This window comes from Buttiauxella sp. A111, assembly GCF_014189855.1.
Taxonomy (GTDB): Bacteria; Pseudomonadota; Gammaproteobacteria; order Enterobacterales; family Enterobacteriaceae; genus Buttiauxella; species Buttiauxella selenatireducens.
The window spans coordinates 323137-345763 of the sequence record NZ_BJFN01000001.1 but is presented as its reverse complement, the minus strand read 5'-3'; the positions used below and the strand labels follow the sequence as shown (position 1 = coordinate 345763).

18 protein-coding genes and 2 tRNA genes are annotated in these 22627 nt (G+C 49.6%); 9 read left to right on the top strand and 11 right to left on the bottom strand.

The features are described from left to right. Positions 1 to 268: 268 nt before the first annotated feature. From BSPA111_RS01575 to BSPA111_RS01555, 5 genes are all read left to right on the top strand, one after another. Positions 269 to 1696: a gamma-aminobutyraldehyde dehydrogenase gene (locus BSPA111_RS01575; RefSeq protein ID WP_183269469.1), complete on the top strand. Its 1428-nt coding sequence runs from the start codon at positions 269 to 271 to the stop codon at positions 1694 to 1696. Between the two features lie 46 nt (positions 1697 to 1742). Further along, positions 1743 to 2219: an ester cyclase gene (locus BSPA111_RS01570; protein WP_183269468.1), complete on the top strand. Its 477-nt coding sequence runs from the start codon at positions 1743 to 1745 to the stop codon at positions 2217 to 2219. Positions 2220 to 2227: 8 nt separating this feature from the next. Further along, positions 2228 to 4120, top strand: a complete 1893-nt coding sequence (locus tag BSPA111_RS01565; protein ID WP_183269467.1) for an FAD/NAD(P)-binding protein — start codon at positions 2228 to 2230, stop codon at positions 4118 to 4120. A 5-nt stretch (positions 4121 to 4125) separates the two neighbouring features. Beyond that, the gene (locus BSPA111_RS01560; RefSeq protein WP_183269466.1) at positions 4126 to 5319 is read left to right on the top strand and encodes a cytochrome c; all 1194 of its coding nucleotides are present in this window, start codon (positions 4126 to 4128) and stop codon (positions 5317 to 5319) included. Positions 5320 to 5381: 62 nt separating this feature from the next. Further along, entirely contained in the window at positions 5382 to 5621 is a 240-nt protein-coding gene (locus BSPA111_RS01555) for a DUF2164 domain-containing protein (protein ID WP_183269465.1), read from the top strand. Positions 5622 to 5700: 79 nt separating this feature from the next. Here BSPA111_RS01555 and BSPA111_RS01550 read toward each other — a convergent pair whose 3' ends face one another. Continuing rightward, complete coding sequence (locus BSPA111_RS01550) at positions 5701 to 7320, bottom strand: phosphoethanolamine transferase (protein WP_183269464.1); 1620 nt, start codon at positions 7318 to 7320, stop codon at positions 5701 to 5703. Positions 7321 to 8014: 694 nt separating this feature from the next. After that, complete coding sequence (locus BSPA111_RS01545) at positions 8015 to 8263, bottom strand: YqjD family protein (protein WP_183269463.1); 249 nt, start codon at positions 8261 to 8263, stop codon at positions 8015 to 8017. A 132-nt stretch (positions 8264 to 8395) separates the two neighbouring features. Here BSPA111_RS01545 and BSPA111_RS01540 point away from each other — a divergent pair, with 132 nt between their 5' ends. After that, entirely contained in the window at positions 8396 to 9079 is a 684-nt protein-coding gene (locus BSPA111_RS01540; protein ID WP_183269462.1) for a hypothetical protein, read from the top strand. A 22-nt stretch (positions 9080 to 9101) separates the two neighbouring features. Here the strand turns inward: BSPA111_RS01540 and melR are convergent, their stop codons facing one another. After that, positions 9102 to 10031, bottom strand: a complete 930-nt coding sequence (gene melR / locus BSPA111_RS01535) for a transcriptional regulator MelR (protein WP_183269461.1) — start codon at positions 10029 to 10031, stop codon at positions 9102 to 9104. 271 nt (positions 10032 to 10302) lie between these two features. Here melR and BSPA111_RS01530 point away from each other — a divergent pair, with 271 nt between their 5' ends. Together BSPA111_RS01530 and melB are read left to right on the top strand one after the other, a co-directional pair. Next, on the top strand, positions 10303 to 11658 hold the full coding sequence (locus tag BSPA111_RS01530; RefSeq protein ID WP_183269460.1) for an alpha-glucosidase/alpha-galactosidase: 1356 nt from the start codon (positions 10303 to 10305) through the stop codon (positions 11656 to 11658). 84 nt (positions 11659 to 11742) lie between these two features. After that, positions 11743 to 13170 carry a melibiose:sodium transporter MelB gene (gene melB, locus BSPA111_RS01525; protein WP_183269459.1) on the top strand — a complete coding sequence of 476 codons (1428 nt, stop codon included), beginning with the start codon at positions 11743 to 11745 and terminating at the stop codon, positions 13168 to 13170. A 145-nt stretch (positions 13171 to 13315) separates the two neighbouring features. Here the strand turns inward: melB and BSPA111_RS01520 are convergent. From BSPA111_RS01520 to mdtK, 3 genes are all read right to left on the bottom strand, one after another. Next, positions 13316 to 13392 (bottom strand) — tRNA-Val (locus BSPA111_RS01520). 42 nt (positions 13393 to 13434) lie between these two features. Beyond that, positions 13435 to 13511: transfer RNA gene (locus tag BSPA111_RS01515), tRNA-Val, on the bottom strand. Between the two features lie 153 nt (positions 13512 to 13664). Then, a complete protein-coding gene (mdtK, locus tag BSPA111_RS01510; protein ID WP_183269458.1) occupies positions 13665 to 15038 on the bottom strand; it encodes an MdtK family multidrug efflux MATE transporter in 1374 nt (457 codons plus the stop codon). 212 nt (positions 15039 to 15250) lie between these two features. Between mdtK and BSPA111_RS01505 the strand changes: the two genes are divergently transcribed. Then, a complete protein-coding gene (locus BSPA111_RS01505; protein ID WP_183269457.1) occupies positions 15251 to 15892 on the top strand; it encodes a riboflavin synthase subunit alpha in 642 nt (213 codons plus the stop codon). A 51-nt stretch (positions 15893 to 15943) separates the two neighbouring features. Here the strand turns inward: BSPA111_RS01505 and BSPA111_RS01500 are convergent, their stop codons facing one another. The 5 genes from BSPA111_RS01500 to punC all read right to left on the bottom strand — a co-directional run bounded on the left by BSPA111_RS01500 (position 15944) and on the right by punC (position 22527). Next, complete coding sequence (locus tag BSPA111_RS01500) at positions 15944 to 16867, bottom strand: LacI family DNA-binding transcriptional regulator (RefSeq protein WP_183269456.1); 924 nt, start codon at positions 16865 to 16867, stop codon at positions 15944 to 15946. Between the two features lie 53 nt (positions 16868 to 16920). Further along, a complete protein-coding gene (locus tag BSPA111_RS01495) occupies positions 16921 to 18312 on the bottom strand; it encodes a glycoside hydrolase family 1 protein (protein WP_183269455.1) in 1392 nt (463 codons plus the stop codon). A gap of 46 nt (positions 18313 to 18358) precedes the next feature. Then, positions 18359 to 19678 (bottom strand): PTS sugar transporter subunit IIC, encoded by a 1320-nt coding sequence (locus tag BSPA111_RS01490; protein WP_183269454.1) that lies wholly within the window; start codon positions 19676 to 19678, stop codon positions 18359 to 18361. Between the two features lie 208 nt (positions 19679 to 19886). Continuing rightward, positions 19887 to 21035 carry a cyclopropane fatty acyl phospholipid synthase gene (gene cfa, locus BSPA111_RS01485; protein ID WP_183269453.1) on the bottom strand — a complete coding sequence of 383 codons (1149 nt, stop codon included), beginning with the start codon at positions 21033 to 21035 and terminating at the stop codon, positions 19887 to 19889. Positions 21036 to 21333: 298 nt separating this feature from the next. Then, the gene (gene punC / locus BSPA111_RS01480; RefSeq protein WP_183269452.1) at positions 21334 to 22527 is read right to left on the bottom strand and encodes a purine nucleoside transporter PunC; all 1194 of its coding nucleotides are present in this window, start codon (positions 22525 to 22527) and stop codon (positions 21334 to 21336) included. Between the last annotated feature and the right edge of the window lie 100 nt (positions 22528 to 22627).

Here is a 22627-nt window from a genome sequence, read left to right as displayed (position 1 = left end):
CGAATAATGCGGGGTATAGATGTGCCATTGAACATAGCATACAACCCCTTGTTAATGAAGGAAGGCTAACGTATCCGGGCCCGTTTGCTTCCTTGTTTCTCAGTTGCCTTTGCCGGTTCACAACGCGTGATTCTCGCAAGCCAATTGCAGCGTAAAAATTCACTTCAAAATGGGATGCATATCATGTTGTTAGCATAATGTTATTGAATTTAACCTTCGATAAACATATTACATAATATAATATATGTTTAAACGATCGGAGAGCGTGATGAAAATTCTTAAGCATTTTATTAATGGGCAATATGTATCGGGTTCGGAGAAGAACCTCTTTGAGCTGATAAGTCCTGTGAATGGAGAAACTTACGCCCTGTCGCCATGTGCGGGTCGTGATGAGGTCGAGCAGGCCTATAGCGCGGCTAAAAGTGCATTTACCGTATGGAAGCGTTCCACGCCGTCGCAAAGGCAGCGTGCGCTGTTAAAACTGGCGGATGAAATTGAACGTAATGTTGAACGCCTGACGCAAGCGCAAAGCGAAGAGACTGGTCAATTGCGGCATTTCATTGAAAAAGAAGAGATTGCGGCATCTTGTGATGCACTACGATTTTTCGCCGGTGCGGCGCGTTGCCTGGAAGGTAAAGCATCATACGAATATGCTGAGGGCTTAACCTCCACCATTCGTCGCGAGCCGTTAGGGATTGTCGGCCAGGTTACCCCCTGGAACTATCCTTTCATGATGGCCGTGTGGAAAATTGCCCCGGCGCTGGCTGCCGGGAACACGGTGGTGTTAAAACCCAGCGATACCACGCCTGTCAGCACCTTAATTTTGGCCGAACTGGCGGCGCCGATTTTCCCGCAGGGAGCCTTTAATGTGGTGCTCGGTAAAGCGGAAACGGGCTCGCTGGTGGTTTCCAGCACCGAAGCCTCGCTGGTATCCATAACCGGTTCGGTGCGTGCAGGATTGCAAGTTGCCGCATCTGCTGCGGCGAACCTGACCAAAGCACACCTTGAGCTGGGTGGCAAAGCACCGGTTATCGTTTTTGCCGATGCAGACATTGAAAAAGCAGTCGATGTCATCACCACGGCGGGTTTCTTCAATGCCGGACAAGACTGCACCTCGGCGACACGAATTTTGATTGAAGCCTCCATTTATGAGCCATTCGTCGAGAAACTGGTCAACAAAACCCGCCAAATCAAATTTGGCGCCCCTGAAGATAAAAACGCGTTGTACGGTGCGTTAAACAGCCGCAATCAACTTGAACAAGTTAAAGGTTTTATCAGTCGTTTACCGTCACATGCCGTCATTGAAACTGGCGGGAAAGCGGGAGACGGTCCAGGCTTCTATTTTGAACCCACAATAATCTCAGGGCTTGAACAGCGTGACGAGGCAATCCAGCACGAAGTGTTTGGCCCGGTCATGACTGTACAGTCATTTTCCTCGGAGGAGGAGGCGCTGGACAAGGCCAATGATGTGGAATACGGCCTGGCGTCGAGTATCTGGACGAGCAACCATAGCCGCGCCCAGCGCTTGAGCATTCAGCTGGATTTCGGCACTGTCTGGATTAATAACCACATCCCGCTGTGTGCAGAGATGCCGCACGGTGGCTTCAAGAAGTCTGGCTACGGTAAGGATTTGTCATCCTATTCTCTGGATGAATATACGCGGGTGAAGCACATTATGTGTGACATCTCTGAATAGTAAGAACGGTATGAACGCCTCTCTGATTATATTTTAAGGTGATGAAATGAAAGCAATGAAAGTCGCTGTTTTATCCTTTGCGTTATTCTCAAATTTGGCATTGGCGGATGTGTCTCCCTTAACGGTCGTCAAAGATTATATGTCGGCGTGGAACGCGCATGACTCGGCGAAGGCGGCACAATTTTTGGCTAACGATGTGGTGTATTACGATGCAGCCAGTGGTACGCCAGTCAAAGGGAAAAGTAATGCCGAAAAAGAGGTGATTGGCGCGTTTATTAAAGCCGTACCGGATTTGACGTGGAAAATGACCAGCAAGCCGGTGTACGACCACGACACCATCGCTTTTCGCTGGGAATTTAGCGGAAAAAATAGCGGCGAATGGGCGGGCAGTCCAGCCACCAATAACCCGATAAAATTTGAAGGTGTCAGTTATATCACCGTTAATAACGGGAAAATTACCTGGCAGGGTGATTATTATGACTCTAAGAAACTGGATGAAGAGTTAAAGCCACAGACTAAATAAGGACTTTTATGTCGATTACCAGACGTGATTTTCTCAACGGAGTTGCCATTACTATTGCCGCAGGGGTGACACCATTAGACCTTGCAAAAGCGGCCGGTAAAGCCAGTGCGATGATGGGTGAGGACTATTATCCTCCTCAGCTCACAGGGCTGCGTGGGAATCATCCCGGTTCATTTGAAATGGCTCATGCGATTGGTCGTGACCATGAAAAATTCAGTACCGATCATCTGCCCATCGAAGAAGAATATGATCTGGTGGTTGTCGGTGGTGGGCTAAGTGGATTATCTGCCGCCAGCTTCTGGCACGACCTGGCGGGGAATAATAGCAAAGTTCTGGTACTCGATAATCACGATGACTTTGGTGGTCACGCGAAGCGAAATGAATTTAACGCGGGCGGTAAAAAGATAATCGGCTACGGTGGCAGTGAAGCATTTCAATCACCGAGCCGGAATTTCAGCCCGGAAGTCAATGGACTGATGTCTACCGTCGGCGTTAGTGTAGTCAGAATGAAGCAGAGTTTTGATGTTAATTTCTACCCCGATTTAAAACTCAGCCGTGGCGTTTTCTTTGATAAAAAGAACTTTGGTGAAACCAAAATTGTGAGTGGCGATCCTGGCCATGCCGTCGCCGATGATATTCCGCGAGATAAACTTAATGGCCGCAGCCTTGAGGCCTTTATTAATGATTTCCCGTTGAGCGAAAGTGACCGTAAAGCGATTTTAGATTTGCATGTGAATCCAGTGGATTACCTAAAAGGTCTATCGGTCGATGAAAAAACCGCGTGGATGGACACCCACAGTTATCGAGATTTCCTGGTGGAAAAAGTCGGCCTGAGCAAAATGGCCGTGATGTATTTCCAGCAACGTACCAACGACTTTTTTGCCATTGGTATTGAAGGTGTGAGTTGTAGCGATGCCCGAACGTGTGCGCTTCCCGGGATGGATGCCATGGATCTGCCGCCGCTTGATGAAGAGGCACAGGCCGACCTCGACGAACCTTACGTTTATCATTTTCCTGACGGCAATGCCGGGCTTGCGCGCCTGATTGTCCGGCACCTGATCCCTGAGGCTTTGCCGGGTAACACCATGGAGGACTCCATCACCTCCAGGCTTAACTATGAAAAGCTCGATCTCCCGGAAAATACGACGCGCCTTCGCCTTAACAGCATTGTCATTCATGCGGCGAATACCGAAGACGGGGTGGTGGTGACCTATGTTAATGACGGCAAAGCGCATCGGGTGAAAGGGCGAAAAGCCATCATGGCGGGATACAACATGATGATCCCGTATCTGGTGCCTGAGACACCGGAACAGCAAAAAGCCGACCTGCGGATGAATGTCAAAGCACCGTTGGTTTACACCAATGTGATGGTAAAAAACTGGCAGGCATTCACTCAGTTGGGCATCCACGAATTCTATTCTCCCGCCGCACCTTATAGCCGCGTGAAGCTGGATTATCCGGTCAGTATGGGGAGTTATCATCATTCACAAAACGCCGATGAACCCATGTGCCTGCATATGGTTTATGTGCCGACTTATCCTGGAAGCAAGCTCAGCGCACGCGAACAGTTCCGCCAGGGACGGGCATATTTGCTGGGGACCCCGTTCGATACGCATGAAAAAATGATCCGTTCGCAATTGCAGGAAATGCTCGGTCAAACCGGCTTTGACCATGAACGTGACATCACGGCAATTACCGTTAACCGCTGGGCGCACGGTTATGCCTATTACGCCAGTGCGCTGTTCGATGATATGGACGAGGTGCCGAAGATCATTGAGCGGGCGCGTCAGCCGATTGGACGCATCGCGATAGCCAACTCTGATTCAGACTGGGATGCCTACGCGCATACTGCGATTGACCAGGCGTGGCGCGCGGTCAACGAACTAAAAGCGATGGGATGAGCGACATGAAACAGACTTTACTGGCTATCGGCTGCTTGTTAGTGACGGGGAATGCCACGGCGCTTTCCGCAGGTGAGTATATGGCGCGAGTGTCGGACTGTGTGGCTTGCCATACCGTTGAAGGCGGCCAGCCCATGGCGGGTGGGAAAAAGTTTTCCACGCCTGTTGGGGATATTTACTCGACCAATATTACGCCCGATAAAACATCAGGCATCGGTCAATATAGCTACGATGATTTTGAAAAAGCCGTCAGACAGGGCATTGCAAAGGATGGTCATCCACTGTATCCCGCGATGCCATATCCCTCTTATGCCAAAATGACCGATAAAGACATTCGCGCACTTTATGATTATTTCATGAATGAGGTGCCTGCATCGCCGGAGAAAAACAAAGAGAATGAGATTCCCTGGCTGCTTTCGGTCAGATGGCCGTTACACGTCTGGAATACGTTCTTTGTCGACGAGATGAAGGCGGATAGCCCAGCAACGAAGGCCGATAAAAACCGCGAATTACTCAGCCGGGGTGCTTATCTGGTCGAAGGGGCGGGGCATTGCGGAGCCTGCCATACCCCAAGGGGCGTGGCTATGCAGGAAAAAGCGTATGACGCATCCAGCGATGTTTATCTTAGCGGCGCGATGATTGATGGCTGGTATGCGCCACCCCTGCGAAATATCACTATGTCGCAGGATGAATTAAAGGATTTATTGCGTATGGGCAGGAGCCAGCATAACGCGATATCCGGGCCAATGAGCGAGGTCGTCACGCAGAGTACGCAATATCTGAACGAAAACGATCTGGATGCCATTTCATTTTATCTGCTGAGTTTTAATCACAAGGCCACCGCTCCGGTCTCGCCTGACGGTACCATTGTCTATAAACCGACTGATGGCAAAACGCTTTATTCAATGTATTGCTCAACCTGCCACTGCGATGACGGGCGAGGCAAAGATTTCACGGTTCCTTCGCTGGTGAATAACTCTTTAATTACTGCAGACGATCCTTCGTCATTAATTTCGGTTATTTATCATGGTGCAGAAACACCGCAAACCCAGGGCAATATCTCTTTTAAAATGCCTGCTTATAAAGAGGTGATGTCTGACGATGAAATGACGAATGTCGTTAATTATGTCAGAGGAACATGGGGAAATGGGGCACCGCAGGCGAATCCAGATGATGTGGCTAAGGTTAATCGCGACTGAGGTTGTAGACGGCCTGAGAGGGCGTTAGATTACGTTAAACCCTTTTGCTATCTGGATATGTGATGACTGAAATTAAACTGAACCTGAATGACAAGGAAGATATTCGGCAGAAGCTGGTGGATTATTGTGAGGCGAATTTCGATTTAACGCTCGAGCAGTTTGATGCCGATTTTTTCACCGATTTCGTCATTAAAGAGTTGGGGCCTGCGTTGTATAACGCCGGAGTTGATGAGGCTATCAAAACCCATGCTGCTTATTGTGACCGCATCCAGGAAGAGATGGATCTGAAGAAAATTCTCTAGCTTCTGAACATCAGATAAATGTTTTGCGGCAGCCAATCATCGGGCTGCCGCAAAAGTTTACACCACGCTCAACAGTGGACTAACTCCGGCATTCGCGGAACAGATCCAGGTCAGGGTTATACACGCTGGAGGTGATGTCCCAAAGCCCTAACACTGATGAGAACAGGTTGTCGTGCGAGTAGTCGTTTTTAACCGCATTATTTTTCAAACACGCCATATTTATATGTTTGTCGCTGATAAAGCCGGGCGACATCCACACCTGCATCGGAATATGCGTTTGCTGGTCCGGTGCCAGTTTGTACGGTGTGCCGTGCAGATACAGTCCACTTTCCCCCAATGACTCACCATGATCGGAAACATACAGCAGTACGGTGTTGTACTGGTCGCTGTATTTTTTCAGTTTTTCAACCATTTGAGCCAGTACACGGTCGGTGTGGCGAATCGTGTTGTCGTAGGTGTTGACCAGTTGTTCTTGCGTACAGTTTTCGATATCGCTACGCGCACACTCAGGCATAAAGTGGCGATCTTCAGCCGGATAACGCTGATAATAGGTCGGCCCATGGCTGCCAATCATATGGAAGGCGATGAGTTTATCCCCGGCCATTTTAGCCACTTCTTCATCGAGATGTTCCAGCATCACCTCGTCGTAACAGGTGTCGCCATCACACAATTTCGCGTTATCGGTGGGTTTAATTTCGATAGTCGGGATCCGTTTACATACGCCTTTACAGCCGCCATCGTTATCTTTCCAAAGCAGTGAAACCCCAGTCTTTTGTACCACATCGAGGAAGTTTTCACTGTTGGAGGCTTTCCTGGCATCGTAATCGGTGCGGTTCATATTTGAGAACATGCACGGCACGGAAATAGCGGTGGCAGTACCACACGAATGCACATTCTTAAACGAGATAACCTCGCCTGTCTGGCTGGTGAAGGCGTTAGTGTCGCGTGAATAACCGTTCATCGAGAAATTCTGGCTACGCGCGGTTTCACCAATCACCAGGAACATCAGGGTAGGTTTTTCTTTATGGGCGACACGTTTGGCGTCATCACCTAATGTCTGGAACGGTTCTTTGGTCGTGAAGTAAGTGTCTTTTAGATAGCGTACGGTGCCATAGGCGTAGTTCGCCGGGATAATCTCTTTGTTTAGCGTCGAGTTATTGCGACCAACGGAGGCGTAATCCTGATAGTAAAGTGCCGCCACGCCGCCAATCAACAGCAGGGATGCAACCATGGACAACAAGCGATATACGATGCCCTTATACCACTTGGCTGGATATTCAATCTCAATTAAAAACAGCAAGATAGCGGGCAGTACACCGGTTAGCAGCACCCATAAAATGATTGAGCCATTCAGGTAGGAATGGGCTTCCTGTGGATTCGTTTCCAGGATGTTTTGGATCATTGACTGATCGAACATCACTTTGTATTTCAACGTCGAGTAACTGACCATCGAACCCGTCACTAACAGCAGGGCAAAAAATGGTTTCAACAGATAGCGAATTGAAAAGGGCAGGAAGACAAAGTTGAGTGCCGCGACAAGTACAAAGGGTATGGAGATAACAAAGCCAATTTTGACGTGTTCGAGGTGCGTCAAAATATCGTAAAAATGCAGTAATACTGGCCAGTTAAGCAAGAAGGCAAAAACCACCGCCAACAGTAAAACCAGTGGGATAAGCTTAATCCTGAAAAGTACGGGCATTAACATCTCCGAGAAGTCATTGATTCCAAAAGCTACGGCTGTCCGAATGGACACATTCGTAAAGCGACAGCTGAGGTGGCATTTTCATGCGCAAACTATTTAATTATAAAAATGCTGATCCTATAAATTATGGGCAGCATAGTGAAAATACAGGGTGTCCAATAATTGCCACGTGATGAATAAGGAAAATGCCAGCGTAGTAGACTCAACTGCCACCAACGGAATCAGTTTCGTGGGTGACTATTTAAGCATTACGAACCTTAATTTAACCTTAATCGAATTAAATCATTAAGGAGAACAATTTCTTGGAGATTTACCTCAGGTTAAATTGAATAGATTCATGCTGTTACGGTATTTTTATACGGATTTCTAATCGTAGCGCAATTTTCAAACAAAGTGGCTTTTTTCTTTTTTACTGGCTCAATCTTAATATTAAGCTAAGAAATCTCTGTTATGTGTTTTCAATTTAACTGCGGTTTAGATTCGGTCATATTTTGCTTTTATTTAATAAATCTGCATCATGATAAATACATTTGCGTGCTGCGGGTTTCTGTCGGTCGTGACGGCTCGAAAAGTATAGTATGGGAAAAGGGATTTGTGGCGTGGGGATGTTCTTCGGTTGATGACGAGTCTGGAATCCTGAAAAAAGAGGCTCTGAAGGCGGGTAAGTGAAGGATTACCCGCCAGACGGCTGTTATCTACGGCCCAGCAAGAAGCCAAATACGACACCTACCGCGGCGGCAATGGCTAAACCCGCCACCGGGTTGCTAGAGACCTGATCCCGCACATTATCTGCTGCGTCTCGTACGGCGTAGCTGGCTTGCGACGCATATTTGCGTGCCGCTCCCTTTAATTCTTCATCAGGGCGCTGGGTATGTTTGCCATAAAATTCACGCGCCGTACCTGCTGCTTCGTTAACTTTGTCTGCTGTTTTATCAAACATTCTGAACTCCTGATCGGTAAATACAGAACTCAGTATAGTTGAGTGAGCGCGGGGAAACGTTTTTGCCTGACAATTCGGATAATGAGAAAAAATGGGCTATTTTTGCAAGACAAAGAGATCGAGGAGGTCGATGTGTTGAATTCTGATGATTTTCCGCAGCTTTATCGCCGTACCAGCGAGAAAACCCTTGAGCAATGGAACGTGCATTCCGGTATTGGTCAGGTGAGGGACGAAGCTTTTTATGATCCGCACAAGCTGGCGATCACCAGTGGTATCCAGCCTGCGCTGACTCCGCCGTTAACGCAGCTGTTGCAAGAGCTGCATCAGCTTGCGGAAAACGATCCACGTGCTGACGTCATGCCGTTGAGTGGGCTGCACTTTACCTTTTTTGCTATTACCATGCCGCAATACCTGCGCAGTGATATCGCCGCAGTCGATCCCGAACTCCTGTCCATTTTTGCCGAACATGCAAAAAACCTGACGGTGAGCGTGCGCAATTTGCAACTGGTGGCATTGCCGAATCAACTGCTGATCGCAGGGACTCCGGAGAGAAACAGCTTGCAGGCAAAAGAGGCGTTTGCCCGCCGCCTGGTTGACTCCCCCTGGCGGGATAAACTCCGCGAACGTCATGGCGACATCCCCTTACCGCCTCCTTTCTGGCACAGCACACTGGTGCGCTATCAGGCGCAGTTCCTGCCAGAGCGCTTCAGAAACTATTTTCAGGCGCGGCAAGCGCACCATTACGGGGACGTTTCAGCTGAAGTGAAATTAGCGTTCACAAACTACAACTGGACCGAAGTATTCAGCTGCCCGTAACCCATTGATAAAGATTCCTGGTTTAAAAGCTCGAGCTGCGTAAATGGCTGAGCTTGCGATAGTTCTGCGGTGACATCCCAACATATTTATTAAACGTACTGTAGAAACTGCTGCTGGAGTGGAACCCGGCGGTGAGCGCAATATCGAGAATCGACTTGTCAGTATCACTTAACAGGGCGCGCACATGGTTAACGCGCATCGCGGTGATATATTGCTTCATGGTCAACTGCATCACCCGCTGAAATATTCCCATCGCATAATTGGGATTAAGTTTGACATGCTCGGCGACGCGTTCAATCGTCAGAGCCTGATCGTAATTCGCACCGATAAATTCCAACATTTGACTGACATAAAACTGCGCGTGGCGTGAGACGTTATTGCCGTTGCTCTGCGTGCGCGGTGTCTTATTGACCAGAATGGGCTGCCAGCCGGACAGGCTAAAACGCTTGAGCATCAGCCCAATTTCGTCGATTGCCAGCTGCCGAATTTGCTCGTTGGGGCTGTTTATCTCCTGCTGCCAGCGTTCAACCTCAAAAGGACTGAGCTGCTGAGCGTTCAGTGATTTGATGACCATACCGTGGGTAACATGGTTAATGAGCTGCCTGTCCAGTGGCCAGGAGAGAAACAGATGCATCGGCAGATTAAAAATCGCCATTTTTGAACAGCGACCGGGGCGGGTGAGTTGATGTGGCGTACAGGCCCAGAACAGAGTGATATGCCCCTGTTTAATCTGCACCACTTCATTGTTTATCAGATATTCAACATCGCCATCGAACGGGACATTCACCTCAACCTGGCCGTGCCAGTGGCAGGATTCCATTGAGTGCGGTATCCGCAACTCGATGTCCATACGTTGGTATTCCGAATAGAGCGACAGCGGGCTACGCGTTTTTTGATCGGTGCTGTTGCACATATGCGGGTCGGGCGGCAGGCGCACTGGGCTGAAATCCATTTTTCTCTCCGGTTCCTGAATAATCAGATATTGTGGCATAAACCTGGAAAAGCACCTGTGAAACGCCCGAGGTTTGTCGAGCTAATGCCCGAGATTATTGCTGGTTTCCCCGAAACCTCTTCTTTCCAGGTTAAAAACTCCGGAAAACTCAGATTTAACGGTGCAGTGAAAATAATCTGAGTATTCCGGAATGCTCGGTCGGGAAGAGGGAGGAGAAGCGGAAATCTGCGTGCCACTCTGAGAGTGTTCAATCATGTCTCGGAGAAGCAGAATGTCAGCACCTAAAATTACCTTTATTGGCGCGGGTTCCACGATTTTTGTCAAAAACATTCTCGGTGATGTTTTCCATCGCCAGGCCCTGAAATCCGCCCATATCGCCCTGATGGATATCGATGAAACCCGCCTTGAAGAGTCGCATATCGTGGTGCGAAAGCTGATGGATTCAGCCGGCGCCTGCGGCAAAATCACCTGCCATACCGACCAGAAAGCCGCTCTCCAGAATGCAGATTTCGTGGTTGTCGCTTTCCAGATTGGTGGCTATGAGCCGTGTACCGTTACCGATTTTGAGGTCTGTAAACGCCACGGCCTGGAGCAAACCATTGCTGATACTTTAGGCCCTGGCGGCATCATGCGTGCACTGCGTACTATCCCGCATCTATGGCAAATTTGTGAGGATATGACGCACGTTTGCCCGGAAGCCACGATGCTCAATTACGTTAACCCGATGGCGATGAATACCTGGGCGATGTACGCGCGGTATCCGCATATTAAACAAGTGGGGTTGTGCCACTCGGTGCAGGGAACCGCAGAAGAGTTGGCGCGGGATCTCTCTATCGACCCGGATTCGCTGCGTTATCGAAGTGCCGGGATCAACCATATGGCGTTTTATCTGTCGCTGGAGAGAAAAACTGCCGATGGCGAGTACGTCAGCATCTATCCTGAATTGCTGCAAGCCTATGAGTCGGGGCAGGCACCGAAACTCAATCAACATGGCAACACGCGATGTGAAAATATCGTGCGTTACGAGATGTTCAAAAAGCTGGGTTATTTCGTGACGGAATCCTCTGAACACTTTGCGGAATATACGCCGTGGTTTATTAAGCCTGGGCGTGAAGATCTGATTGCGCGTTATAAAGTGCCGTTGGACGAATATCCGAAGCGCTGCGTTGAACAATTGGCAAACTGGCGTAAAGAGCTGGAGGAGTATAAAACCGCCGAAAGAATCGATATTAAACCGTCGCGTGAATATGCGAGCACTATCATGAACGCGTTGTGGACCGGTGAACCGAGCGTTATTTACGGCAACGTGCGCAACGATAACCTGATCGAAAACTTGCCGCAGGGCTGTTGTGTTGAGGTTCCATGCCTGGTGGATGCCAACGGTATTCAACCCACGCATATCGGGATGTTGCCGTCCCACCTTGCGGCGTTGATGCAAACGAATATTAATGTCCAGACACTGTTGACCGAAGCGATTTTGACCGAGAATCGTGAGCGCGTTTATCACGCCGCCATGCTTGACCCGCATACCGCGGCGGTATTGGGGATAGAGGAGATTTATGCTCTGGTTGACGATTTGATTGCGTCCCATGGCAACTGGTTACCGGCGTGGTTGCACCGCGCATAAGAGCGAATGCCGGGTTTTATTCCCGGCACCTGACGAGTCTAATAACAGAAGGAGGGCACTGGTAACAGTGACCCTGTACCCTATATGAGCATATCGATTACAACAAAACTCAGTTATGGATTTGGGGCATTTGGTAAAGATTTCGCTATCGGTATCGTTTACATGTACTTGATGTATTACTACACCGATGTTGTGGGTTTGTCTGTGGGCCTTGTGGGCACACTGTTTTTGGTGGCAAGGATCTGGGATGCCATCAACGACCCGATTATGGGGTGGATAGTGAACAGTACGCGCACGCGATGGGGGAAATTTAAACCGTGGATTTTGGTCGGGACGATTGCCAACTCCGTCGTGCTGTTTTTGCTGTTCAGCGCGCATCTTTTTGAAGGCACGACCCAGGTGGTGTTCGTCTGCGTCACGTATATCTTGTGGGGGATGACCTACACCATCATGGATATTCCGTTCTGGTCGATGGTGCCAACCATTACCCTGGATAAACGCGAACGCGAGCAACTGGTGCCTTTCCCACGCTTTTTTGCCAGTCTCTCAGGGTTTATCACCGCTGGGATAACGCTGCCGTTCGTTAATTATGTGGGGGGCGGGGATCGTGGGTTTGGTTTCCAGATGTTTACTCTGGTGCTGATTGCCTTCTTCATCGCTTCAACCATCATCACGCTGCGTAATGTCAAAGAGGTTTACTCGTCTGGCAGTGGCGAAACGGCTGACAGCAGCCGCCTGACGTTAAAAGCCATCATCGCGTTGATCTATAAAAACGATCAGCTCTCCTGCGTGTTGGGGATGGCGCTGGCCTATAACATCGCATCAAATATCATCGCTGGGTTTGCGGTTTATTACTTCACCTATGTTATTGGCGATGCCGATCTCTTCCCGTACTACATGTCATATGCCGGGGCGGCAAACTTGCTAACCCTGATTCTGTTCCCACGTCTGGTAAAAGCGCTGTCGCGCCGCCTGTTGTGGGCTGGAGCCTCAGTGTTACCCATTCTGGGCAGTGGGGTGCTGCTATGGATAGCGTTGGCGGGGTATCACAACGTCTGGCTGATTTCGTTAGCCGGGGTTTTGCTCAATGCCGGTACTGCGCTCTTCTGGGTGTTGCAGGTGATTATGGTGGCAGATACGGTGGATTACGGGGAGTACAAACTTAACGTGCGCTGCGAGAGTATTGCCTATTCGGTGCAAACCATGGTGGTTAAAGGGGGCTCGGCATTTGCCGCCTTTTTCATCGCCCTGGTGCTTGGCATTATCGGATACGTGCCGAATATGCCACAAACGGAAAGTACCGTGGTCGGTATGCAATTCATTATGATTGCTCTACCCGCGGTGTTCTTCCTGATAACCCTGATTTTCTATTTCCGCCTCTACAAACTCAACGGCGATCTGTTGCGAAAAATCCAGATTCATTTGTTGGATAAATATCGCAAGCCTGCGACCACTGAAGTACCAAAACCCGTCAGCATTATCACCACAAAAACATCAGACGCGAAGGCGTAACAACAACGCAGGGCATGGATGCTCTGCAAAGTAGCATTGTTTCAGTCGCTACGGATCTGGGTGATTTTTATCGATGGAATAAAGAGAATAGTGATTTTGTTGAATTTGAAAACGGGAGAAGAATCAGGGGAATTACAATTAAGAATGGTGCGTCCGAGTGGACTCGAACCACCGACCCCCACCATGTCAAGGTGGTGCTCTAACCAACTGAGCTACGGACGCACTGTTTTGCTACGATGATAAATACTGCGGTAAAACTTTAAATGGTGCGTCCGAGTGGACTCGAACCACCGACCCCTACCATGTCAAGGTAGTGCTCTAACCAACTGAGCTACGGACGCATCATGTTGTCTGTGACAACGGGGACGAATATTAGCGGCAGCCCCCGAGCCTTGCAAGTGGAAAACAGCAATTTTCTTCCAGAATTCACTCGTTTGCTGCGCATCTGTGCAACTCGCTGGAAAAATAGCCGCCAAAACGGCGGCTATTGTGTTTTAACGCGCCGCGCGCTGCAAAATTTTCACTGACGGCTGGCGTTGCAACATACGCATTCGCAGCATCATCATGATTGCCGCTGAGGTCAGACCGATAATAAAACCAGTCCAGAACCCTGCCGGCCCCATCGGTGCGACCACCCAATCGGTCAACGCCAGAATGTAGCCGCTCGGCAAACCCAGCACCCAGTAGGCGATAAAAGTGATAAAGAAAATCGAACGCGTATCTTTATATCCACGCAGTACGCCACTGCCGACCACCTGAACGGAGTCAGAAAGCTGGTAAACCGCCGCCAGCAGCATCAGGTGCGCCGCCAGTGCGACCACTTCCGGATTGCTGTTGTAGAGCAGGGCGATGTGTTCGCGCATCACTATGGTGAAAATGGCGGTGAGAGTCGCCATACACATCGCAACGCCAATTCCCGTCCACGCAGCGGTTTGTGCATCAAGCGTGGAACCCTGGCCCAAACGGAAGCCAACGCGAATCGTGACCGCCGCGGAAAGTGACAACGGCAACACGAACATTAGCGAGCTGAAGTTCAGGGCAATCTGGTGACCGGCGACGTTAATAATGCCTAATGGCGCGACCAGCAATGCCACGACCGCAAACAGCGTGACTTCAAAAAACAGCGCCAATGCAATCGGCAGCCCAAGCTGAGTTAAGCGTTTCATCACTTTCCAGTCAGGCTGGACGAAGCCTGAAGGATTGCGTATATCGCGCATTGAGCGTGCTTTCTTCACATAAGAGATCATGCAAAAGAACATGACCCAGTACACCGCAGCGGTAGCAACACCACAGCCTACGCCACCAAGCTCAGGCATGCCAAAATGCCCATAAATAAAGATGTAGTTGACCGGAATGTTGACCAACAGGCCGATAAACCCCATCACCATGCCAGGCTTAGTTTTCGCCAGGCCTTCGCACTGGTTACGAGCCACCTGGAAGAATAAATAGCCGGGAACGCCCCACAACAGCGCGCGCAAATAGCCAACGGCTTTATCGGCAAGTTGTGGATCGATATTTTTAGTCGCATGGATAATATGGCCCGCGTTCCAGAGCACAATCATGATGAGTGCCGACACAAATCCTGCCAGCCAAAAGCCCTGACGAATCTGGTGAGCGATGCGATCACGACGGCCTGAGCCATTAAGTTGTGCAACAGTCGGCGTCAGAGCCATTAGCAAGCCATGGCCAAACAGGATGGCGGGTAGCCAAATAGAGGTTCCGATTGCCACAGCGGCCATATCGGTTGCGCTGTAGCCACCGGCCATCACGGTATCGACAAACCCCATTGAAGTTTGTGCAATCTGCGCGAGGATCACGGGTATCGCCAGTGCAAGTAGCTGGCGGGCTTCAACTATGTACTTCTGCATTTTTACACCTGATTATTTTAATTTTTAGAGAGACAACAAGACCGCCTTAAATGGCAGTAAAAGAAATTGCAGGGAAATTAACCAGAGTATTGTAGCGGGAGAATCTGATTTCGCTAGTCTAAAAATAGTGGGAACTGGCAAGCCTTTTTTCCAACTGTTAAAGTGCAGCGTGATAAAATTATTAGCTGCCATTTAATTTCAGGAGCTTTACGATGTTTACAGGTATTGTGCAGGGCACAGCAACCCTGGTCTCCATTGATGAGAAACCTAACTTCCGCACGCATGTTGTCGCAATGCCCGAAACGATGTTACCCGGCCTTGAAACAGGGGCTTCGGTTGCGCATAACGGTTGTTGTCTGACGGTGACGGAAATTAATGGCAACCACGTCAGCTTTGATCTAATGAAAGAGACGCTGCGCATCACCAATCTCGGCGAGTTAGTCGTGGGAGACAGTGTTAACGTCGAACGTGCTGCCAAATTTAATGATGAAATCGGCGGGCATCTTATGTCCGGACATATTATGACCACGGCTGAGGTGTCTAAAATTCTTACCTCAGAAAATAACCGCCAGATCTGGTTTAAAATTCAGGACAAAACCTTGATGAAATATATCCTGCATAAAGGATATATCGGCATTGACGGTATTAGTTTGACCGTGGGTGAAGTGACCGCGACCCGTTTCTGTGTGCATTTAATTCCAGAAACGCTCCAGCGCACCACACTGGGCAGTAAGAAGCTGGGAAACCGCATCAATATTGAGATTGACCCGCAAACCCAGGCGATTGTCGATACCGTTGAACGTGTGCTTGCACAGCGTGAAGCGACGTTGGCTGCGGTGTTGCCTAAGGTTTAATCCGACGCAAAAGCGGGGGAGTATCTTCACCCGCTTTATTTTTTAATCACCTCAGGCAATTAATAAACTTCCTCGCACCACATTGCTGGATTGGCGCTCTCCTAATAGTACTTCGACGGCCCGACGGGCAATGCTTTCAAGCGGATATTTGATGGCGGGAATAGCGTTTGACCCTGGCATTCTGGTTGAACCGTCCAGGCTAAAGACCATCACCTGTTCCGGCACGTGTAATTGATACTGATTAAGCATCATGACCGCCTCTTGCGCCTGGGTGTCGTCCGTGACTAACAGGGCAGAAAACTTCACGCCACGGTTAATCAGACGTTGTAGCGCAATGCGTACTGACGACTCATCTTCAATGACTAACTGGCGGTTAAAAGGCACGACATGGTTGTGCAGGGCCTGATGATAACCTTCTAGCGTCAACGCTGCCGCTTCGCCGCTGGCAAAGTTAATTAACGCGATATGTCGCCGTTTCTGATTACATAAATAGTGCACGGCGGTTTCAGCAGCAAAAACATGATCGCATTGAATGCTGAAATTGTTTGAGCCGCTCAGGCAATCAATCAGCATAATATCGTCGGCGAGATCCGGGAGCGGGAAACGCGCGCCCACTACCACCAGTGCATCACACAAACCGTTAGATAACTCCTGCGCGGCTTGCGCTACGCTGTCGGGCTCATTAGCAAAGCGCAGCAACAAGTGCTTATGATGCTGATTGAGCTGTTTTTCCAGCGCTTGCAGGTAGCCTGTGGACTGCTGAATATGCTCAGTGGCACAAATAACCCCAATGCAGTTTGTCGACTGGCTGCTTAGGGATTGAGCAATGGCGTTGGGGGTGTATTTCAGAACTTCGGCTGCGCGTAATACCGCCTGACGACTCTCTTCTTTGACACCTCGGCTGCCGCTTAATACGCGCGAAACGGTGGCTTTAGAAACCTGCGCCAGGCGCGCTACATCATTAATATTCGACATGGTCTTTTCCCAGTCCTCAGCCAGAAACGGGCCTTGCGGCCCGAATACTGAGATTACGTCCGATCGTTAAAGCCATTTTCAGCCGCGGTCGCGCGATACCATTCGCCGCTTTTCTTGATGGTGCGCGCTTGCGTCTCCAGGTTTAACGAGACAAAACCGTAACGGTTTTTATAGGCGTTACACCATGACCAGTTATCAATAAACGTCCACATATGATAACCGAGGCAGTTGCTGCCCTCGCTGATACCTTTGTGCAGCCACTTCAAGTGCTCGCGCACAAAATCAATGCGGTAATCATCCTGAATTTGGCCGTTCTCATCGAAACGCTGTTCGTTCTCAACGCCCATGCCATTCTCGGAAATATAGCAATTCGGGTTGCCGTAGTTTTCACGCAGATTAGTAAGAATATCGTAGATACCTTGCTCGTAAATTTCCCATCCACGGTATGGGTTCATTTTGCGGCCCGGCATTTCGTATGACTCGAAGAACCACTCCGGCATAAATGGACTATCAGGATTGACCAGCGAGTCGCGGCACTTGATACGACGCGGCTGATAGTAGTTTATGCCCAGCAAATCGACGACACCCGCCGCAAGCAGGGCTTTATCTTCTGGCTGACACGCTGGCAATTGCCCGTGTTCTTTCAGCAACGCGACCAGTTCCTGCGGGTATTCACCACGCAGAGCTGGGTCGAGGAAGCTGCGGTTAAACATCAGGTCTGCAATATTGGCTGCTTTGACATCGGCCGGGTTTTGCGAACGAGGGTAAGACGGCGTGAGGTTGAGGATAATACCAATTTCGCCACCGTCGTTACGCTCATGGTAAGCCTTTACGGCCAGAGAGTGCGCGATCATGGTGTGGTAAGCCACGGTCGCCGCACGTTTGAAATCCACCACATTCGGGTAATGGAAATCATACAAATAGCCGCCTTCAACAGGGACAACCGGCTCGTTGAAGGTAAACCAATGCTTCACACGATCGCCAAATAGTTCGAAGCAAACCGTGGCGAATTCAGCGTAAGCGGTGACAACGTCACGATTCTCCCAACCGCCTTGCTGTTGCATCACCATCGGCATATCGAAGTGGAACAGGTTGATAAACGGTTTGATACCTTGCGCCAGCAACTCGTCGATCACCTGATTGTAGAAGGTCACCGCTTCCTGATTTACCGTCCCGCGACCTTCAGGGATAAGACGCGCCCAGGAAATCGAGGTGCGGAAGGTGTTGTGGTTGAGCTGTTTTAACAGCGCGATATCTTCTTTCCAGTTTTTATAGAACGTTGAGGTATCCGCTGGGCCAATGTTGTTATGGAAACGGGTCGGTTGCTCTTTATACCACTGATCCCAAATGGTGGCAGACTTGCCAAAAGAGAGCGTTTCGCCTTCAGTTTGCGGTGCTGAACTCGCGCTGCCCCACCAAAAGTTATCAGGGAATACATATTTCATTTTCGTTCCTCGTTTGACGTACCTGCCATCAGGGCAGGTAAAAAAGTTAATTTGCGGCTACTGGATTATTGCTTTCCTGCACATTGCGCTCTTCGTCCTGTTTCAGCAGGGTGCGCTCGTAAGCCTTCAGGAAGGGGTAATACATCACAGCCGACATGACCATACAAATCAGACACATGATTACGGGACTTACCGCCCAATTTGCAGCCCACGATGCGCCAATGGGAGCAGGCGTCGTCCACGGTGTTAACGATACAACCTGCGCAACCCAACCTAATTTTGTCGCAACGTAAGCGAGGGTTGCGTTAATCATCGGCACTAAAGTAAAGGGTAAGAAGAACAGTGGGTTCATGATGATGGGTGTACCGAATAAAATCGGTTCATTAATATTAAAGAAGCTTGGCACCACACCCATTTTACCGATAGTGCGCAGGTGAATGGCGCGACTGCGTAGCAACAAGAAAGCAAGGGGCAACGTGGAACCCACGCCACCAATCAGCAAATAGTGATCCCAGAAACCTTGCAGGTAAATATGCGGCAGCACATTGCCTGCAGCCAGCGCCGTCTGGTTAGCTGAAAGGTTGGCCATCCAGAACGGGTTCATGATGCCGGTGACAATCAGTGCACCGTGAATACCGGCAAACCACAGGATCTGGCAGATAAATACCGAAATGAGAATCGCCGGGAGTGAATCCGATGCCGAAACCAGCGGCGCCAGCAGATGCATGATCGCTTCTGGAATAATCATTCCCGTCGTGGATTCGATAAATAAATTCAGCGGGTGGAGCGTGGCTACAATCACGACAACGGGGATCAGAATCTCAAACGAACGCGCCACACCGGTTGGCACTTCCTTCGGCAAACGGATAGTGATGTTGTGGCGTTTGAGGAAAGCGTACATTTCGCTGGCATAAATGGCGGTCAGAAGGGCGGTAAAAATACCCTGGCCCGAGAAGTATTGCGTTGAAATATGCCCGTCTTTATAGGGAGCCGCGACCAATAAAAAAGCCATAAAGGCCAGTAAGCCGGTCATTATCGGGTCGAGCTTATAGTGCTTCCCGAGGCTTGCACCAATACCGACTGAAATAAAGAAGGTCATCACACCCATGCTGAGGTTAAACGGCAACATCAGCTGTTCCCGGTAGTTTAGGGAAAATTTTAACCACGAGCGCGCGAAGCCCCAGGAACTGTTGGGTGAGAACGGAGGGAAAATAAACACTAACAAGAAAGAACCGATAATCATAAACGGTAGCGCAGAGATAAAGCCGTCGCGGATGGCGATGACATGGCGCTGAGAGCCCATCGCTCCGGCCATGGGGGTGACCTTTTGCTCAATCACATTGACCATTTTTTGGTACATGCTCATGGCGGTATCCTTGTTAGTTTTTTGGAAGTGGGCTAATTGTGAAACAAAACGGAAACCGGTTTCCATTGAGGAAAGAGATAAGTGTTAGCGGGATCAAACTCATGAATAAAGGAGCGTCGGAAACGTGAGGAACCCCACAGTTTGTTATGAAAATGCTACAGATGGTTAAGAGAAGCGACTACCCCGACAGCGCCGGGGTAGTCGGGGATCAACGTGGAACGCGTAAACCGTGTTCGACTCCACGAGTGAAGACGATTTGCCAGAGCTGAATGTCGCGGGCGCGGAAGGCTCCCGCACACGCATTGAGGTAATAACTGAACATGCGTTTGAATCTTTCTGAATAGTTATTAGCAATTTCTGGCCAGTAATTCTGGAATCTTTCATGCCAGGCCATTAACGTTTTGTCATAGTCGGCACCAAAGTTATGCCAGTCCTCCATCACAAAATGTCCTTCGCTGGCTTCTGCAATTTGGCGTACCGAAGGTAAACAGCCGTTCGGGAAGATATATTTGTTTATCCATGGGTCGACGATGTTATCGGTTTTATTGGAGCCAATGGTATGCAGCAGGAAAATACCGTCGGGTTTTAAATTGCGGTCAGCGACGTTGAAATAGGTGGCGTAGTTTTTGGGACCAACGTGCTCGAACATACCGACGGAAACAATGCGGTCAAACTGCATATCCAGATCGCGGTAGTCTTGCAGCAAAATAGTGACGTCCAGCCCGACACAACGCTCCTGCGCCATTTTTTGCTGCTCGGCTGAAATCGTTACCCCATGAACCGCCACACCGTAATGTCGTGCGGCAAATTCGGCAAGTCCACCCCAACCACATCCAATGTCGAGCAGCGTCATACCCGGTTCGAGATGCAGCTTGTCGCAGATCATTTTTAGCTTGGCATTTTGCGCGTCGCTAAGGGTGTTGGCATCTTTCCAGTAGCCGCAGGAATATTGCATATGCTCATCAAGCATGCGGGTAAATAAATCATTACCGAGGTCGTAATGCTCTTTACCGACAATCCAGGCGCGCTTTTTAGATTGCAGGTTGATAATGCGAGCGGCGGCAACACGAAGCGTGTCTTTTAAATGATGGGGGAGTTGGTTTTCCAGTCCGGCGCGAATGGCGTTATGAAAAAAAATATCCAGTCGGTCACAGTCCCACCAACCATCCATATAGCTTTCACCCAACCCCAGCGTGCCCTCTTGCAGGACACGTTTAAAAAAGTCGGGATGCTTAACCTGGAGATCGAAAGGGCGCGGGCCATTTATTTCCACACCAGCCTGCGTGAGCATTTCGCTTACGATTCGATACCACGGGTTATTTTTTATGCTGACTTCTTCTATACACGATGAACTCATAGCTTCTCCATCACCTTTGTGTGAGGAACCTTAAAACAGCGTAGACGCTATTTTGGGCATGTGAGAAATGTCACGGGAAAATCCGCGAGCCTGATATCCGACGTAGAACAGAGAAAGGGCGAGTGCCCATGAAAAATAGCTGCATAAAACAACAAACGGGAGCACAAAGGCTCCCGTCAAAACTTCATTATTATTGTGCTGACGGTAGAGCCGTTAATAAGTATAGGCTCGCCGAAGCGGTGGTTCAATAAAACATTGTTAGCATGCTAACTACAAGGGTGTCACGCTAACTTGCCGATTAATGTGCATCAGATTCAGCGGGTTGCCATACTTCGGCTTTTTTACTACGTTGCAGTAAATAGCCCAGAATTGACAACACAATCGTCACCAACATCACACTGGTGGTGGTCAACAGTGGCGTCGCAACCAGCCAGGAGACCATTAGGCTTGCAAAGAAGCACAGACCTAATTGCAGCGTGTTTTGCAGCGCAGCGGCTTTACCGGTTGCTTGCGGGAAGGGCAGCAGAGCTGATGCCACCACAATGGGGTAAATAGCGCCGTTGGCCATGGCCATCACACAGAATGGGATCAGCAACAACGTGAGGTTAGCGTGACCGCTCATGGCAACCGCCCATGTCGCAAAGGTGCTCAGTGCATAAAGCGCCAGTAACCACGGCAGCATCTGCTTACCTTGCCATTTTTGCAGTGCGCTGCGGCAGCCGTAACCACCAATTAAGAAGGCGATGGTTTGCGGTACATAACTCAGGCCGATGGCGGCGGGGCTGTAACCCATATCGTTAAGAATGAAGGGGGAGCCGGTAAGCCATGCAAAGAAGCTGGCGGAGCAGGCGGCATAGATCAACACGTTGCCACTATAAACTCGGGAGCTCAGCAATGACATGAAGCTCACTTTATTGTCTTCAGTTTGCGGATGATGCTGGGTGCGGGGTTTCAGACGTAAAGTCGGGATCATCAGCACCAGGGTGATGACAAACAGCGTGGCGAAAATCGCCTGCCAGTCAAAGTGGTTCAAAATCCAGCTACCCAGCAACGGTGCCAGCGCCGGGGATAAGCCAACCAGCGGCATAATCGTTGCGAAAATACGATTAGCGCGATTCGCCGGGTAGTAATCGGTCACCAGAGCCTGCCAGCTAACTGCCGCCGAACAGACGCCAACGGCCTGAACAAAACGCAGTACCAATAGCGCAGTGGCGCTTTCGACCCACAACATGCCGATACAGCCAATCGCGAACAGGCTTAATCCCGCCAGTAATACCGGTTTACGGCCGAAGTGATCTGACAGGGGGCCCCACATTAATTGGGCAAACGCAAATCCAGCCAGGAACAGACTCAGGCTTGCACTGACTGCCGATGCATCGGTCTGTAAATCTTGCTGAATGGCAGCGAAAGCAGGCAGATACATGTCTGTGGCAAGGAAGCCCAGCACACTTAAGCCGGCCAGCCAGATAAGAAATCCTTTTGAAGGTTGCATAATTTTCTCTTGATTAAACTTGCAGGTTCATTGCCGCGAGAGTGTACGGAGTGCAATTACGCTTGTGAAACGCTAATATTTGTAGGTTGCGTTCAAAAAT